This is a genomic window from Streptomyces sp. NPDC004561, from assembly GCF_053602155.1.
Map to the genome: position 1 here is coordinate 1 of NZ_JBSGDB010000205.1, position 15,043 is coordinate 15,043.

General features: G+C 71.8%; 12 protein-coding genes. 4 read left to right on the forward strand and 8 right to left on the reverse strand.

The genetic code is table 11. The features are described 5' to 3' along the window. A partial coding sequence (locus tag ACWEN3_RS24895; RefSeq protein ID WP_452974984.1) for a carbohydrate binding domain-containing protein occupies positions 1 to 1,619 on the reverse strand: 1,619 nt, incomplete at its 3' end. Between the two features lie 143 nt (positions 1,620 to 1,762). On the opposite strand from ACWEN3_RS24895, the gene ACWEN3_RS24900 reads away from it, so the two are divergent. The 3 genes from ACWEN3_RS24900 to ACWEN3_RS24910 all read left to right on the forward strand — a co-directional run bounded on the left by ACWEN3_RS24900 (position 1,763) and on the right by ACWEN3_RS24910 (position 4,651). After that, entirely contained in the window at positions 1,763 to 3,628 is a 1,866-nt protein-coding gene (locus ACWEN3_RS24900; protein WP_452974987.1) for a lectin, read from the forward strand. A 107-nt stretch (positions 3,629 to 3,735) separates the two neighbouring features. After that, positions 3,736 to 4,026 (forward strand): muconolactone Delta-isomerase family protein, encoded by a 291-nt coding sequence (locus ACWEN3_RS24905; RefSeq protein ID WP_452974990.1) that lies wholly within the window; start codon positions 3,736 to 3,738, stop codon positions 4,024 to 4,026. A 22-nt stretch (positions 4,027 to 4,048) separates the two neighbouring features. Then, entirely contained in the window at positions 4,049 to 4,651 is a 603-nt protein-coding gene (locus ACWEN3_RS24910; RefSeq protein ID WP_452974993.1) for a GOLPH3/VPS74 family protein, read from the forward strand. A gap of 100 nt (positions 4,652 to 4,751) precedes the next feature. On the opposite strand, the gene cimA is transcribed toward ACWEN3_RS24910, so the two are convergent. The 5 genes from cimA to ureA all read right to left on the reverse strand — a co-directional run bounded on the left by cimA (position 4,752) and on the right by ureA (position 10,920). Continuing rightward, entirely contained in the window at positions 4,752 to 6,362 is a 1,611-nt protein-coding gene (gene cimA / locus ACWEN3_RS24915; protein WP_452974996.1) for a citramalate synthase, read from the reverse strand. A gap of 338 nt (positions 6,363 to 6,700) precedes the next feature. Further along, positions 6,701 to 7,312: a TetR/AcrR family transcriptional regulator gene (locus ACWEN3_RS24920; protein ID WP_452974999.1), complete on the reverse strand. Its 612-nt coding sequence runs from the start codon at positions 7,310 to 7,312 to the stop codon at positions 6,701 to 6,703. A gap of 106 nt (positions 7,313 to 7,418) precedes the next feature. Next, entirely contained in the window at positions 7,419 to 8,462 is a 1,044-nt protein-coding gene (locus ACWEN3_RS24925) for an agmatine deiminase family protein (RefSeq protein ID WP_452975002.1), read from the reverse strand. 26 nt (positions 8,463 to 8,488) lie between these two features. Next, positions 8,489 to 10,213, reverse strand: coding sequence for an urease subunit alpha (locus ACWEN3_RS24930; RefSeq protein WP_452975005.1), 1,725 nt, complete (start codon positions 10,211 to 10,213; stop codon positions 8,489 to 8,491). Next, a complete protein-coding gene (gene ureA / locus ACWEN3_RS24935; protein ID WP_452975007.1) occupies positions 10,210 to 10,920 on the reverse strand; it encodes an urease subunit gamma in 711 nt (236 codons plus the stop codon). Before ureA ends, ACWEN3_RS24930 begins: the two co-directional genes overlap by 4 nt. Before the next feature lie 146 nt (positions 10,921 to 11,066). Here ureA and ACWEN3_RS24940 point away from each other — a divergent pair, with 146 nt between their 5' ends. Then, the gene (locus ACWEN3_RS24940; protein ID WP_452975009.1) at positions 11,067 to 12,500 is read left to right on the forward strand and encodes a cytosine permease; all 1,434 of its coding nucleotides are present in this window, start codon (positions 11,067 to 11,069) and stop codon (positions 12,498 to 12,500) included. Between the two features lie 12 nt (positions 12,501 to 12,512). Here the strand turns inward: ACWEN3_RS24940 and ACWEN3_RS24945 are convergent, their stop codons facing one another. Together ACWEN3_RS24945 and ACWEN3_RS24950 are read right to left on the reverse strand one after the other, a co-directional pair. Then, on the reverse strand, positions 12,513 to 13,601 hold the full coding sequence (locus tag ACWEN3_RS24945; protein ID WP_452975012.1) for a branched-chain amino acid aminotransferase: 1,089 nt from the start codon (positions 13,599 to 13,601) through the stop codon (positions 12,513 to 12,515). Positions 13,602 to 13,849: 248 nt separating this feature from the next. Next, positions 13,850 to 14,893, reverse strand: coding sequence for a 3-isopropylmalate dehydrogenase (locus tag ACWEN3_RS24950; protein WP_452975015.1), 1,044 nt, complete (start codon positions 14,891 to 14,893; stop codon positions 13,850 to 13,852). Positions 14,894 to 15,043: the final 150 nt, after the last annotated feature.

Below are 15,043 nucleotides of genomic sequence, written 5' to 3' on the forward strand. Positions count from 1 at the left end.
GTCGTGGAGGAGCCGTAGGCCGTGCCGCCGTCGCCGACGAAGTGCTTGGCGGTGGCGAGCACCTTGTCGTTCCGGCTCAGGTCCCGGCCGTCGGCCCGGCCCTGGAGTCCCTGGATCATGGTCTCCATGGACTGCACGAGGGCGGGGTCCTCGCCGAAGGACTCGTAGGAGCGGCCCCAGCGCTCGTCACGGCTCACGCACAGGCAGGGCGCGAAGTCCCAGGGGATGCCGGTGGCGCGCACCTCGGCGGCCGTCACCGAGCCCGTCCGCTCGGCGAGTCGGGGGTCCCGGCTCGCGCCGATGCCGATGTTGTGCGGCATGATCGTGGCGCCGTGGAGGTTGTTGTGGCCGTGCACCGCGTCGACCCCGTAGATCAGCGGGATCTGGAGGCGCGTGGCCTGGGTCCGGAGCTGGAAGGCGTCGACCATCTTCGCCCAGGCCTCGGGGGTGTTGGGCGTGGGCGTGGAGCCGCCGCCGGACAGGAGGGAGCCCAGGGCGTACGTCGCGATGTCGCCGCCGGTCCCGACGGCTCCGCGCTCGGCCTGGGTCATCTGGCCGGCCTTCTCCGCCAGGGACATCCGGGACAGCAGGTCCGCCACGCGCTTCTTCACCGGCAGCTTGGCGTCCAGGTACGGCAGTCCGTGCGCGTCGACGACGACCTGCGGGGTCTCGGCGGGAGCCTTGGCGCCCGTGACCGTGAGTTTCAGCGGGATGGTCTCGGCGGGTTCGGCCGCCCTGTTCCTGCGGGTGGACACCTCGACGGTCCGCGTGGCGCCGGAGGGGGTGCCGGCCGGGAAGGTGAGGGTGCCGGAGACCGGGGTGTAGTCCTCGCCGGCGGTGGCGGTGCCGCCCTCGGTGCGGTAGGCGACGGTCACCGGGTCGTCGACGGGCCGGTCGCCGGTCGTGGCCAGGGTGAGCCTGACCTTTGCGGTGCCGCCCTCCCTGACCGGGTACACGGGCGCGTCGGTGGTGACGGAGGCGCGCAGCGACTGGTCGGCGGTGCCGTACAACTCCACGTCGTCCATGGCGAAATCGCCCTTCACGCCCACGGGGAGCGTGACGGCGTAACCCCACATCCGGGTCAGGCCGAGGACGTGGTCGATGCCGCCGACGGGCTGGTAGTCGGTGCGGTAGGTGAAGTCGGTGAAGGGAAGCTCGATCTGCTTCCAGCCGGTGAAGTCGTCGGTGAAGGAGGTCGTCCAGAGTTCGGAGGCCTCGCCGTTCGCGCCGCCGTCCTTGATCTCGAAGGCGATCTTCTTGCCGTTGTCCCGGCCGTCCCACCAGAAGCGGACGCCCTTGTGGGCGGACCAGTCGTGGGCCGGTTCGGTGGCGGCGAAGTCGTGGGTGAAGCCGCCGTAGCCGCTGATGTCGTAGGTGCCGGTGAGGACCTTCGCGCCCTCGGGGGCGTCGGACCGTGCGGTCAGCTGGAGGGCGGGCGGGTCGTCGGTGTCGCTCCCCCAGGTGAAGATGCCGTCGGCCGGCTGGGCGGCGAAGGGGACCTCGCCCTCGAAGCGGTCGACGGGGACGGGGGGCGGGTCGTCGGCCGCGTGGGCGGCGGCGGACAGGGGCAGCAGGGCGGCGAGCAACGCCCCAGAGACGAGCAGGGCGGTTCTTGGCATGGACCTTCCCTCGGCTCTCGTGGTTCACTCATGGCTTAGATCACGCCGTGAGTTAACTAAGGCCCCTCAGGCCCGTCAAGACGGCACGTCAGCTTTGCCCCCACCCCGAGCTTCTGTCGACCCGAGAGGAAGGGCGACGCACCATGAGGAGAACCCCCCGCGCGGTCCGGCTGCTGCTGGCCGGACTGCTCTCCGCCGCCGGCTTCACCGCGGCCGTACCACCCGCACACGCGGCCGGCGAACAGGTCACGGCCTGGCTCACCACCACCGACGACTCCGCCGGACGGCATGTCGTGCGCGGGCTGCAGGCCCAGGCGCCGATCGCCTTCCAGTCCGGGACGGGCGGCGGCGGCGAGAACATCACCGTGGACGAGAACACCCGCTACCAGACCTTCACCGGTGGCGGCGCGTCCTTCACGGACACCGCGGCCTATCTGATGAACAGCAGCGGCGCCCTGTCCCAGGCGACCCGGGACGCGACCATGCGCAGGCTGTTCTCGCCGACGGACGGCATCGGCCTGTCGTTCCTGCGCAACCCGATGGGCGCCTCGGACCTCGCCCGGTACGGCTACACGTACGACGACGTGCCGTCCGGGCAGACCGACCCCTCGCTCGCGAGGTTCTCGATCGCGCACGACCTCGCGGACGTGGCGCCGCTCACCAGGCAGGCCCGCCAGCTCAACCCCTCCCTCACGGTGATGGCCTCCCCGTGGACGGCACCGGCCTGGATGAAGGACAGCGGCTCGCTCGACGGCGGCCGGCTCAAGGCGGAGGACTACGGCGCGTACGCCTCGTACTTCGTGAAGTACCTCCAGGCGTACAAGGACCAGGGGATCGACGTCTCGTACGTGACCCCGCAGAACGAGCCGACCTGCTGCTCGGGCTACCCGTCGATGAGCTGGAACGCGAGCGGGCTCGCCTACTTCCTCAAGAACGACCTGCTGCCGCAGCTGCAGTCGGCGGGTCTGAGCACCAAGGTCCTGGCCCACGACTGGAACTGGGACACCTACGACTCCTACGCCGCCCAGTCCGTGGACGACCCGGCGATCCGCAACCACCCCAACTTCGGCGGGATCGCCTGGCACGGCTACGGCGGTGACGTCGCCAAGCAGACCACCGTGCACGACCAGTACCCCTCGCTGGACGCCTTCGGCACCGAGCACTCCGGCGGCACCTGGATCGCCGACCAGCAGCGCGAGGACATGTCGAACATCATCGACTACACCCGCAACTGGGCGAAGTCGGTGACCAAGTGGTCGCTGGCCGTGGACCAGAACATGGGCCCGCACAACGGCGGTTGCGGCACCTGCACCGGCCTGGTCACCGTGCACGACGGGGACGGCGCGAGCGGGACCGTCGACTACACCGTCGAGTACTACGACATGGGCCAGCTGACCAAGTTCGTCCGCCCCGGCGCCCAGCGGATCGCCTCGACGGCGTCCACCGCCCTGCCGAACGTGGCGTGGCGCAACCCGGACGGCAGCAAGGCGCTCATCGCGTACAACGGCTCCTCCTCGGCGCAGACGGTCACCATCGACTGGGGCTCGCAGCACGCCACTTACTCGCTGCCCGGCAGGACCTCGGCCACCTTCACGTGGTCCGGCACCCAGTCCGGCGGCGGCAGCCGTACCGGCGCCTTCGTCGGCCTCGCCGGCAAGTGCCTGGACGTGGCCGGCGCCGCCACCGCCGACGGCACGGCGGTCCAGCTCTACGACTGCAACGGCACCACCGCGCAGCAGTGGACCGTGGCGGCCGACGGATCGGTCCGTGCGCTCGGCAAGTGCCTGGACGTCACCTCGGGCTCGACGGCCGACGGGGCCAAGGTGCAGCTCTACGACTGCAACGGCACGGCGGCCCAGCAGTGGTCTTACAACGCGTCGACCGGTGACGTGGTGGACACGGCGGCGAACAAGTGCCTGGACGTCACCGACAACTCCTCGGCGAACGGGGCACGGGCCCAGATCTGGTCGTGCACGGGAGCCGCGAACCAGAAGTGGAAGCTGCAGTAGCGCGGGCGGAAGGGCCGCTCTGAGCGGCGGCTGCCCGGTGGCTGGGGGACGATGAGGGAAAGCGGCGTCCCCCAGCCGGACACACGCCTCGCCGAGGGAGCGGGATCATGCGCGAGTTCCTGGTCGAGATCACCACCTCGGTGCCCGAGGGCACCGGTGACGACGAGGTCGCGAAGCGGCGGGCCGACGAGGCCGTCCGGGCCCGGGAGCTGGCCGCCACCGGTCATCTGGCGCGGCTGTGGCGCCCGGTCGGCGAGCTGCGCAGCATCGGCGTGTGGCGCGCCGACGACGAGGCGGAGCTGCGCGAGAAGGTGCTGGGTACCCTTCCGCTGCGGCCCTGGATGAGTCTCACCGTCACCCCGCTGGAGTCCCACCCGAACGACCCGGGCCGCGCCTGACGCCTGTCGCCCTGGAGCCCCCATGACCACACCGCAGGATCTGTTCCTCGTCAGTCTGGACATTCCCCGCGAGCAGCCCGTCGAGCAGGGTGATCTGTCACTGGCGCTCGCGGGTGCCGAGCTGATCGACCTCCTCGGCACCCGGGCGCTCACCCTGGAGAACGGGCGGATCGTGCCGGGGTCGGTGCTGACCACGGGTGACCGGATGCTGGACGAGGCAGGCGCGGCGCTCGTGCGGAAGGAGCCGTACGAGACGGTCGAGGACTGGCTGTGGCGGCGCGGGCAGGGGCTGGCCACGGCCTACCGGGACGTCCTGGAGTCCGAGGGGCAGCTCACCGGGAAGCGCCGGCGCCGGCTCGCGCTGCGCGACCGGGACGACCCCCATGCCGAGACCCCTGCCCGGCGGCACGCGGCCGACCGGTGGTGGTCCCACGAGCCCGTCCTGGCGGGACTCGCCTCCACCCTGGGCGTCCCGGACGACCGCCCGGCGGCACCCGAGCCTGGTGACGAGGCGGTCGTCACCGTCCTGGTGGCCGTCGGGGACGCGGTGACCGAGCTGGAGGCCGTGCGCGAGCGCCGGCGGATCGAGAACGTCGCCTTCGACAACATCTGGCGGGCCCCCTAGGGGTCCCTGCGCCGGAGCCGGGACGCCCCGCGCCCGTGCCGTCCAGGGGCGCGGGGTGCCGCGCGACCGGCCACCCCGCACCCGCTGCCGGACCGGCGGGCTACTGCGCCGGTTCCACGCCCGCCCGGAGCAGTCCGTAGGTGTACGCGTCCTCCAGGGACTGCCAGGAGGCGGCGATCACGTTGTCCGCCACGCCCACCGTGGACCACTCGCCGGCGCCGTCCGAGGTGGAGATCAGCACGCGGGTGGTGGAGGAGGTGCCGTGCTTGCCCTCCAGGATGCGGACCTTGTAGTCGACCAGTTCCAGCTTGGCGAGCTGCGGGTAGATCTTCTCCAGCGCGACCCGCAGGGCGCGGTCGAGGGCGTTGACCGGGCCGTTGCCCTCCGCGGTGGCGACGATCCGCTCGCTCTTGGCCCACAGCTTGACGGTGGCCTCGTTGGCGTGGGTGCCGTCGGGGCGGTCCTCGACGATGGCCCGCCAGGACTCGACGTCGAAGTACTTCAGCGGCCTGCCCTCGACCTCGGCGCGGAGCAGGAGCTCGAAGGAGGCGTCGGCGGCCTCGTACGTGTAGCCCTTGAGCTCGCGCTCCTTCACGCGCTCGACCACGCGGCCCACCAGCTCGCGGTCGCCGCCGAGGTCGATGCCGAGTTCCTTGCCCTTCAGCTCGACCGAGGCGCGGCCGGCCATGTCGGAGACCAGCATGCGCATGGTGTTGCCGACCAGCTCGGGGTCGATGTGCTGGTAGAGGTCCGGGTCGACCTTGATCGCGGAGGCGTGCAGGCCGGCCTTGTGCGCGAACGCGGAGACGCCCACGTACGGCTGGTGGGTGGAGGGGGTCAGGTTGACGACCTCGGCGATGGCGTGCGAGATCCGGGTCATCTCGCGCAGCCGGCCCTCGGGCAGCACCTTCTTGCCGTACTTCAGCTCCAGGGCCGCGACGACCGGGAAGAGGTTGGCGTTGCCGACGCGCTCGCCGTAGCCGTTGGCGGTGCACTGGACGTGGGTGGCACCCGCGTCGACGGCCGCCAGGCTGTTGGCGACGGCGCAGCCGGTGTCGTCCTGGGCGTGGATGCCGAGCCGGGCGCCGGTGTCCGCGAGGACCGTGGAGACGACCGCGTGGACCTGGGCGGGGAGCATGCCGCCGTTTGTGTCGCACAGGATGACGACGTCGGCGCCCGCCTCGGAGGCCGTACGGACCACGGCCTTGGCGTACTCGGGGTTGGCGCGGTAGCCGTCGAAGAAGTGCTCGCAGTCGACGAAGACCCGGCGGCCCTGCTCCTTCAGGTACGACACCGTGTCGCGGACCATCTCCAGGTTCTCGTCCAGCGTGGTGCGCAGCGCCAGTTCCACATGCCGGTCGTGGGACTTGGCGACCAGGGTGATCACCGGGGCGCCGGACGCCAGGAGGGCGTTGACCTGGGGGTCCTCGGAGGCCTTCGCGCCGGCGCGGCGGGTGGCTCCGAAGGCGACGAGCTGGGCGTGGCGGAAGTCGATCTCGGCCTGCGCGCGGGCGAAGAACTCGGTGTCCCGGGGGTTCGCGCCGGGCCAGCCGCCCTCGATGAAGCCCACGCCGAAGTCGTCCAGGTGCCGGGCGATGGCGAGCTTGTCCGCGACAGTGAGGTTGATGCCCTCGCGCTGAGCGCCGTCGCGCAGCGTGGTGTCGAAGACGTGGAACGAGTCGTCGAGCTCGCTGGTTGCCGTCTCGGTCATGGTCTCAAGGCTCCTGTTGTGAATCTTCGGTCTTACCGGAATGACCGGCTCCACCGTCCCCCCAATGGTCCCTCGCGCTCCGCTTCCGGCTACTGGTGGACCGGAAAACGAAAAAACCTCTCGCGGGTGCGAGAGGTCTGCGCGCGGGTCGAAGACGACGGTGGCCACCCGTACCTGGTCGTACGAGGTGGTCACTGCGGACCGGCGCGCCTGCTGCCAATAATCATGGCGAACGAGAACACGGAGGCAGTCTGACACAGCGTGGCCCCCGACTCACCGACCGTCTCAGGATGCGGGCGCCGGCGTGAACTCCCCGGGGCCCCGGCGGCCCGCCGCGGCTAGCGGACGAGGAGCACGTCCTCGATGAACTCCCGTACGTGTGCCATCACCTGGGCGCGGTCGGTGCCGCGCAGCCCGATGGCGACGTGGATGGAGAACCCGTCGAGCAGCGCACGCAACCGCGCCGCGAAGCGGTCCGCGTCCACCGCGCGGAACTCCCCCCGTGAGATGCCCTCGGCGATCAGCGCGACCAGGTCCCGGTGCCAGGCCCCCTCGATCGCGGCCTGCCGGGCCCGCGCGTCGTCGTCGGCGTTCTGCGAGCGGTTCCATACCTCCAGCCACAGCGTCCAGTGCGGATCCCGGTGCCCGTCGGGGACGTAGAGATCCACGTAGGCGGCAAGGCGCTCGGCGGCCGGTTCCGCCCGGCTGAGCAGCCGGGACCGCTCGGCCCCGAGCCGCCCCTCGCTCCACTCCAGGGTCCGCAGCAGCAGCTCGTCCTTGGAGCGGAAGTAGTACAGCAGGTGGCCGCTGCTCATGCCGACCTCCCGCCCGAGCCCCGCCATGGTGAGCTTCTCCAGGCCGCGCTCGGCGATCATGTCCATCGCGGCGGCGAGAACCTCCTCACGGGGCGGGGCGGGGGTGCGGCGGCGCGGGGACGCGTTCTCGGTCATGCCGGGACCGTCCCCTCGTCGGGGAGCCGGGCCGGTTCGGTCGGCCGGCGGCCGGAGCCGGCGCAGAGAGGTACGTCCACGCGTCTGTTCTACCTGACCGGCGTCGTCACCGGACCTTCGGCTGCTGCTGGGTGATGCAGTGGATGCCGCCGCCGCCCGCGAAGATCGTGCGGGCGTCCACCAGGGTGACGGTGCGCTCGGGGAAGAGGCGGCGGAAGATCCCGGCGGCGATCTCGTCGCGCGGGTCGTCGAAGCCGCACAGGACGACGCCCCCGTTGCAGAGGTAGTGGTTGATGTAGGAGTAGTCGGCCCAGTGGCCGTCGGCCTCCAGGACGGTCGGCGCGGGCACCTCCACGACCTCCAGGCTGCGGCCCCGGGCGTCGGTCGCCGACTTCAGGATGCCGATGACCTCCTTGGTGACCTCGTGGTCGGGGTGGGCCGGGTCCGGCTGATGGTGGGCGACCACGACGCCGGGGCGGGCGAACGCGGCGACGATGTCGACGTGGCCGAGGGTGCCGAAGCCGTGGGGAGGGTAGTCGCCGGTCAGGCCGCGCGGCAGCCAGATCGCCTTCCGCGTGCCGAGATGAGCGTGGATCTCCGCCTCGACCTCCTCCTTCGACCAGTGCGGGTTGCGCTCCGGGCCGAGCTGCACGGTCTCGGTGAGCAGCACGGTGCCCTCGCCGTCGACGTGGATCGCGCCGCCCTCGTTGACCAGCTTCGAGGCGTACGTCTTCGCCCCCGCGAGGTCGGAGACATACGCGGCGATCTTGGAGTCGTGCTCCCAGCGGGCCCAGTCCTGGGCGCCCCAGCCGTTGAACGTCCAGTCCACGGCGGCCAGTTCACCCCGGTCACCGGTGAGGAAGGTGGGCCCGATGTCCCGCATCCAGGCGTCGTCCAGCTCGCGCTCGACCGTGTCGACGCCGGGACCGAGCAGGGCCTGCGCGTCCGCCGACTGGCCGGGGCCGCAGACGACCGTCACCGGCTCGAAGCGGAGGACGGCGCGGGCGACCGAGGCCCAGGCCATGCGGGACAGCCGCAGGTCGTCGGGGTCGTCGAAGGTGGGGTTGGGGCCCGGCCACGCCATCCAGGTGCGCTCGTGCGGGGTCCATTCGGCGGGCATGCGGAAGCCGTCGGCGGCGGGAGTGGTCATCTCTCTGGGTCCTTGTGTCCGGCGGGTCAGAGGAAGTAGAGGCGGTTGAGGGAGACGGAGTCGGCGGGCTCGGAGCTGAGCGGGTCGCCGTCGAGGGTGACCAGACCGGTGCGCTGGTCGACGTCGACCGCTCCGACCCGGGCGTTGAGCCGCAGGTCGGCGGGGCCGATCCCGCGGGTGCCGCGCACCGCGACCCGGCGGCGCCGGGTGGGCATCGTGTCGTTGCCCTGGTCGATCGCCGCCTGGGCGACGAACGCGACGGAGAGGTCCGCGGCCGTGGCGCCGTACGAGCCGAACTGCGGCCCGAGGACGAGGGGTTCGCAGGTGTCGGTGGCCGCGTTGGGGTCGCCGACGACGCCGTACGCGGGGAAGCCGGACTTCAGGACGAGCTGCGGCTTGGCGCCGAAGTACTCCGGCCGCCACAGCACGATGTCGGCGAGCTTGCCCACCTCGATCGATCCGACCTCGTGCGAAAGGCCGTGCGCGATGGCCGGGTTGATGGTCAGCTTGGCCATGTAGCGCAGGACACGGGCGTTGTCGTCGCCCTCGCCGTCGCCCTCCAGCGGGCCCAGCTCGGCCTTCATCTTGCCGGCCATGGCGAAGGTGCGCCGGACCGTCTCGCCCGCGCGGCCCATGCCCTGGGCGTCGGAGGAGGTGATCCCGATCGCGCCCAGGTCGTGCAGCACGTCCTCCGCGCCCATGGTGCCGGCGCGGATGCGGTCGCGGGCCATGGCGGCGTCGCCGGGCAGGTCGGGCTTGAGGTCGTGGACGGAGACGATCATGCCGTAGTGCTCGGCGACCGCGTCCCGGCCGAAGGGCAGGGTGGGATTGGTCGAGGAGCCGATGACGTTCGGCACGCCGGCCATCTTCAGCACGTTGGGCACGTGTCCGCCGCCGCAGCCCTCGATGTGGAAGGCGTGGATCGTGCGGCCCTCCAGGACCCGCAGGGTGTCCTCGACCGACAGGCACTCGTTCAGGCCGTCGCTGTGCAGGGCGACCTGGACGTCGTGCTCCTCGGCGACCCGCAGGGCCGTGTCCAGGGCACGCGTGTGGGCGCCCATGTCCTCGTGCACCTTGAAGCCGGACGCCCCGCCCTCGGCCAGCGCCTCGATCAGGGGGGCGTCGTGGGAGGACGAACCCCGGCCGAGGAAGCCGATGTTGACCGGCCACGCGTCGAAGGCGCCGAAGGCGTGGCGCAGCGCCCAGGGGGAGTTGACGCCGACGCCCCACACCGGGCCGAACTCCTGCCCGATGATCGTGGTCACGCCGGACGCGAGCGAGGCCTCCATGATCCGCGGCGACAGCAGGTGGACGTGGGTGTCGACGGCGCCGGCGGTGGCGATCAGCCCCTCGCCGGAGACGATGGAGGTGCCGGTGCCGACGACGACGTCCACGCCGTCGAGGGTGTCGGGGTTGCCGGCCCGGCCGACGGCGCAGATGCGGCCCTCCCGGATGCCGATGGACACCTTCCGGATGCCCTGCGCCGCGTCGATGACCACGACGTTGCTGATCACGACGTCACAGGTCTCCCGGACCGCGGCCGCCTTCAGGTGCAGTCCGTCGCGGGCCGTCTTGCCGAAGCCGGCCAGGAACTCGTCGCCGTAGCGCTGGGAGTCGGACTCGACGCGGACGGTCAGGCCCGAGTCGCCGAGGCGGATGCGGTCGCCGGCCCGGGGGCCGTGGGTGGCCGCGTAGGCGTGCGGGTCGACGTGGATCGCCCGGCTCACCTCGCGTCCCTTCGAGCGGCTCATCGCTCCTCGCCTCCTTCCCGCGCGGCTGCTTCGGTGACTCCCAGATATCCGCAGGCGGCGGCCCTGCGCAGGGCCTCTTCCCGGGCCCCCGGCGCGTCCAGCGGGCCGTCGACCAGCCCGGCGAAGCCGATCGCGATCCGCTCGCCGCCGATCGGCACCAGCCCGACCTCCTCGCTCTCGCCGGGCCCGAAGCGGACCGAGGACCCGGCGGGCACGGCGAGCCGCATGCCGTAGGCCCGCGCGCGGTCGAAGTCGAGGCGCGGGTTGGCCTCGAAGAAGTGGAAGTGGGAGGTGACGGAGACCGGGACGGTCGCGGTGTTGGCGACCGTGAGGCGGACGACCGGTGCGGGGTCGGCGTGCTGGGGGCCGGGGAGCAGGGCGCCGGGAGCGTCCGGGCCCAGGCCGCCGCCGATGGGGTCGGAGACCACCGCGAGCCGGGAGCCGTCGTCGAAGACGGCCTCGACCATCACCTCGGTGACCACGTCGGCGACCCCCGGCAGCACGTCCTCGGGGCCGAGCACCGACCGGGCCGCCTCGATGGCCTCCGCGAGCCGCCTGCCGTCCCGGGCGGCCTCGCAGACGGTGTCCGCGATCAGCGCGGTCGCCTCCGGCACGTTGAGCCTGAGGCCGCGCGCGCGGCGGGCCCGGGCCAGTTCGGCGGCTCCGAAGAGCAGCAGCCGGTCACGTTCCGTGGGGGTCAGTCTCACGACGCGGCACCTCCTTGCCTCTCCATGAGTTAGAACATCACTCTAAACACAGAATTCGTGAAACAGAAGCATTGACCGGGACCGAAGCTTCACGTCACATTGAACGCCGCTCAAAACTTCTGGCCCCAGTCGAAGGAGACCCGGCCATGCCGATCGAACAGCGTGGAGTCGACACCATCCCGGACGAGGAGCGGACCAGTGGTCCGCGCGACCTCGTCTCGATCCTGCTCGGCTCCAACCTCTGCCTCGGGGTGATCATCTTCGGCTGGCTGCCGCCGTCCTTCGGGCTCGGCTGGTGGGCGTCGGTCAGCTCGATCCTGGCGGGCACGCTGGTCGGCACGGCGGTGACGGCGCCGCTGGCCCTGATCTCCCTGCGCACCGCGACCAACCTGTCCACCTCCTCCGGCGCCCAGTTCGGCGTCCGGGGCCGGCTGGTGGGCTCGGTCGTCGGCCTGCTGCTCGCCCTCGGCTACACCGCGCTGACCGTGTGGATCGGCGGCGACGTGATGATCGGCGTGCTCGGCCGGATGTGCGGGCTGCCGGCGGACGGGGTGTCGTACGGCGTCGTCTACGCGCTGCTCGCCGCGGCGACCGTCGCGGGCGCCGTCTACGGCTACCGGGTGCTGCTGAACATGTCCAAGGTCCTGTCCATCGGCATGACCTTCCTGCTGCTGCTCGGCGTCCTCGCCTACGCCCCGCACTTCACCACCGCGCCGCTGCCGCAGACGGGCGGCTATCTGCTCGGCTCCTTCTGGCCGACCTGGTTCCTGTCGGCCGTGGCCGCGGGCCTGTCCGGCCCGATCGCCTTCATCACGCTGCTCGGCGACTACACCCGCTACATCTCCCCGGCCCGGCACTCCAACCGCCGTGTCCTGCACGCCACCTGGCTCGGCCTGGTCCTCGGCCTGCTGGTGCCGCAACTGTTCGGGACGTTCACGGCGTTCGGCGCGCACGCGGCGCTCGACTACGCCGGCCCGCTGGTCGCCGCCTCCCCCGCCTGGTACCTGGTGCCGCTGCTGCTGTCCGCCTCCGCCGGCTCGGTCGGCAACGCGGGCCTGATGCTCTACTCCATGGGCCTGGACCTGGACGCCATCCTGCCCCGGGCCTCCCGCGCCCGCGCCACCTACACGGTCGCCGTCGTCGCCACCGTCTGCGTCTTCGTCGGCCACTACGCCTGGAACGCGCAGTCGGCGATGACGTCCTTCGTGCTGCTGCTCACCGCCATCGGCACGCCGTGGGCGGTCATCACCCTCATCGGCTTCGCCCGCTGCCGCGGCGTGTACGACGCCGACGCGCTCCAGGTCTTCAACCGCCGTTCGCGGGGCGGGATCTACTGGTACCGGGCGGGCTGGAACGTGCGGGCCACCGTCTCCTGGGCGGCCGGTGCCGGGGTCGGCCTGCTGGCCGTGTCGCTGCCGTCGTACCAGGGCCCGCTGCTGCGCCTGACCGGCGGGGTCGACTGCAGCTTCCTGCTGTCGGGCGCGGTCGGCGGGCTGGTCCACCTGCTGCTGACGCGCGGCCAGGAACCCCCGAGGGCCGCCGCGGACGTCCACGAGTCCGAAGCGGCCCTCGGCGTGTAGCGCGCCTGGCGCTCAGCCGATGCGGTGCATCCAGCCGTGCTTGTCCTCGGTCATGCCGCGCTGGACGCCGAGCAGGGCCTCGCGCAGCCGGAGGGTCACCTCGCCGGGGTTGCCGTCGCCGTGGGTCCACTCGTCGGTCTTGGTCTTGACGTGGCCGATCGGGGTGACCACGGCGGCCGTGCCGCAGGCGAAGACCTCGGTGAGGGCGCCGGAGGCCGCGTCCTTGCGCCACTGCTCCAGGGTGATCACACCCTCCTCGGCGGTGTAGCCGAGGTCGCGGGCGACCTGGAGCAGGGAGTCGCGGGTGATGCCCTCCAGGATCGAGCCGGTCAGCTCCGGGGTGACGATCCGGTCGCCGTAGACGAAGGCGACGTTCATGCTGCCGCTCTCCTCGACCTTGGTGCGGGTGACCGCGTCGAGGTAGACGACCTGGTCGCAGCCGTGCGCGGCGGCCTCGGCCTGCGGAAGCAGGGAGGCGGCGTAGTTGCCGCCGGTCTTGGCGTCGCCGGTGCCGCCGGGGACGGCGCGGACATGGTCCTCGGAGACCCAGATGGTGACCGGCCGCACGCCACCGGCGAAGTAGGCGCCGGACGGGGAGGCGATCAGCATGAACAGGTACTCGTTCGCCGGGTGGACGCCGAGCGCGGCCTCGGTGGCGAACATGAACGGACGCAGGTAGAGGGACGCCTCACCGCCGTGCGGCGGGACCCAGTCGGCGTCCTGGGTGAGCAGCGCGTCCAGGGCGGCGATGAACAGGTCCTCGGGCAGCTCGGCCATGGCCATGCGGCGGGCGGAGTTGCGGAAGCGCCGGGCGTTCGCCTCGGGGCGGAACAGCGCGATCGAGCCGTCGGGCTGCCGGTAGGCCTTCAGCCCCTCGAAGATCTCCTGGCCGTAGTGCAGGACGTGGGTGGAGGGGTCGATGGAGATCGGGCCGTAGGGCACGAGCTGGGCGTCGTGCCAGCCGCGACCCTCGGTCCACCTGATCGTCACCATGTGGTCGGTGAAGTGGCGGCCGAACCCGGGGGCGGCCAGGATCGCCTCGCGCTCGCCGGCGGCGAGGGGGCTGGCGGAGGGCTTGAGCTCGATCGTGGGCGTCGTCATGAGTGATTGTCCTTCACCGGTTGTTGTGACGGGCCGCGCTCACGCCAGAACACCGGCTTCCCGGCTGGTGCTAGGACGTCCGAGCTTTCCCTCATACCGCGGCTCCGCGTTCGATTATCGCGCGGGGGCTGCGGCGGACGGAATCGGGGTGAAGGCGGCCCAAGGGTCGATGGTGACACCCGGCGGGGACATGCGGAAGCCGCCGGGCGGTCGTGCGGCCCGGCGGCTTCTCGTGCGGGAGCGCCGGGTCAGCCGGCTACTCGGGAGGCGAGCGCGTCGCCGATCTCGGAGGTGCCGCGGGCCGGCCGGCCGGCGCGCTCGGTGAGGTCGGCGGCGACCGCCGCGTCGATGCGGTCGGCCTCGGCCTCGTAACCGAGATGGCGCAGCAGCAGGGCGACGGAGAGGACCGTGGCGGTCGGGTCGGCCTTGCCCTGGCCCGCGATGTCCGGGGCCGAGCCGTGGACCGGCTCGAACATGGAGGGGAACTCGCGGGCGGGGTTGATGTTGCCGGAGGCGGCCACGCCGATGCCGCCGGAGACGGCCGCGGCGAGGTCGGTGATGATGTCGCCGAAGAGGTTGTCGGTGACGATCACGTCGAACCGCTCGGGCTGGGTGACCAGGAAGATGGTCGCCGCGTCGACGTGCAGGTAGTCGGTGGTGACCTCGGGGTACTCCTTGGCCACCTTGGCGAAGATGTTCGTCCACAGGTGCCCGGCGAAGGTCAGCACGTTGTTCTTGTGGACCAGCGTGAGCTTCTTGCGGGGGCGGGCCTGGGCGCGGGCGAAGGCGTCGCGGACCACCCGCTCGACGCCGTAGGCCGTGTTGACGGACACCTCGGTGGCGACCTCGTGCTCGGTGCCCTTGCGGATGGTGCCGCCGTTGCCGGTGTACGGGCCCTCGGTGCCCTCGCGGACGACGACGAAGTCGATCTCCGGCTGGCCGGCGAGCGGGGTGGCGACACCGGGGAGGAGCTTCGACGGACGCAGGTTGACGTGGTGGTCGAAGGCGAAGCGGAGCTTGAGCAGGAAGCCGCGCTCCAGGACGCCGGACGGCACCGACGGGTCGCCGATGGCGCCGAGCAGGATGGCGTCGTGCCGCTTCAGCGCGTCGAGGTCGGCGTCGGTGAGGGTCTCACCGGTGGCGTGGTAGCGCTTGGCGCCGAAGTCGTACTCCTGGGTCTCCAGCTTCACATCCTGCGGCAGGACGGCGGAGAGGACCTTCAGACCCTCGGCCACGACCTCCTGGCCGATGCCGTCACCGGGGATCACTGCGAGATTGATGCTGCGAGACATGTCGGCACCCTACTCCTCGTCCCAGGGGATGACACGCCATGTCCGCCATACGGACACCCGAACAGGTTCCCCGAGGGGGACCCCGAGGTGCGGCGCGGCAGTGGGGGCCGCGCCGCACCCCCCACGGGGGGGGCTGCCCGGTCGGTGGCG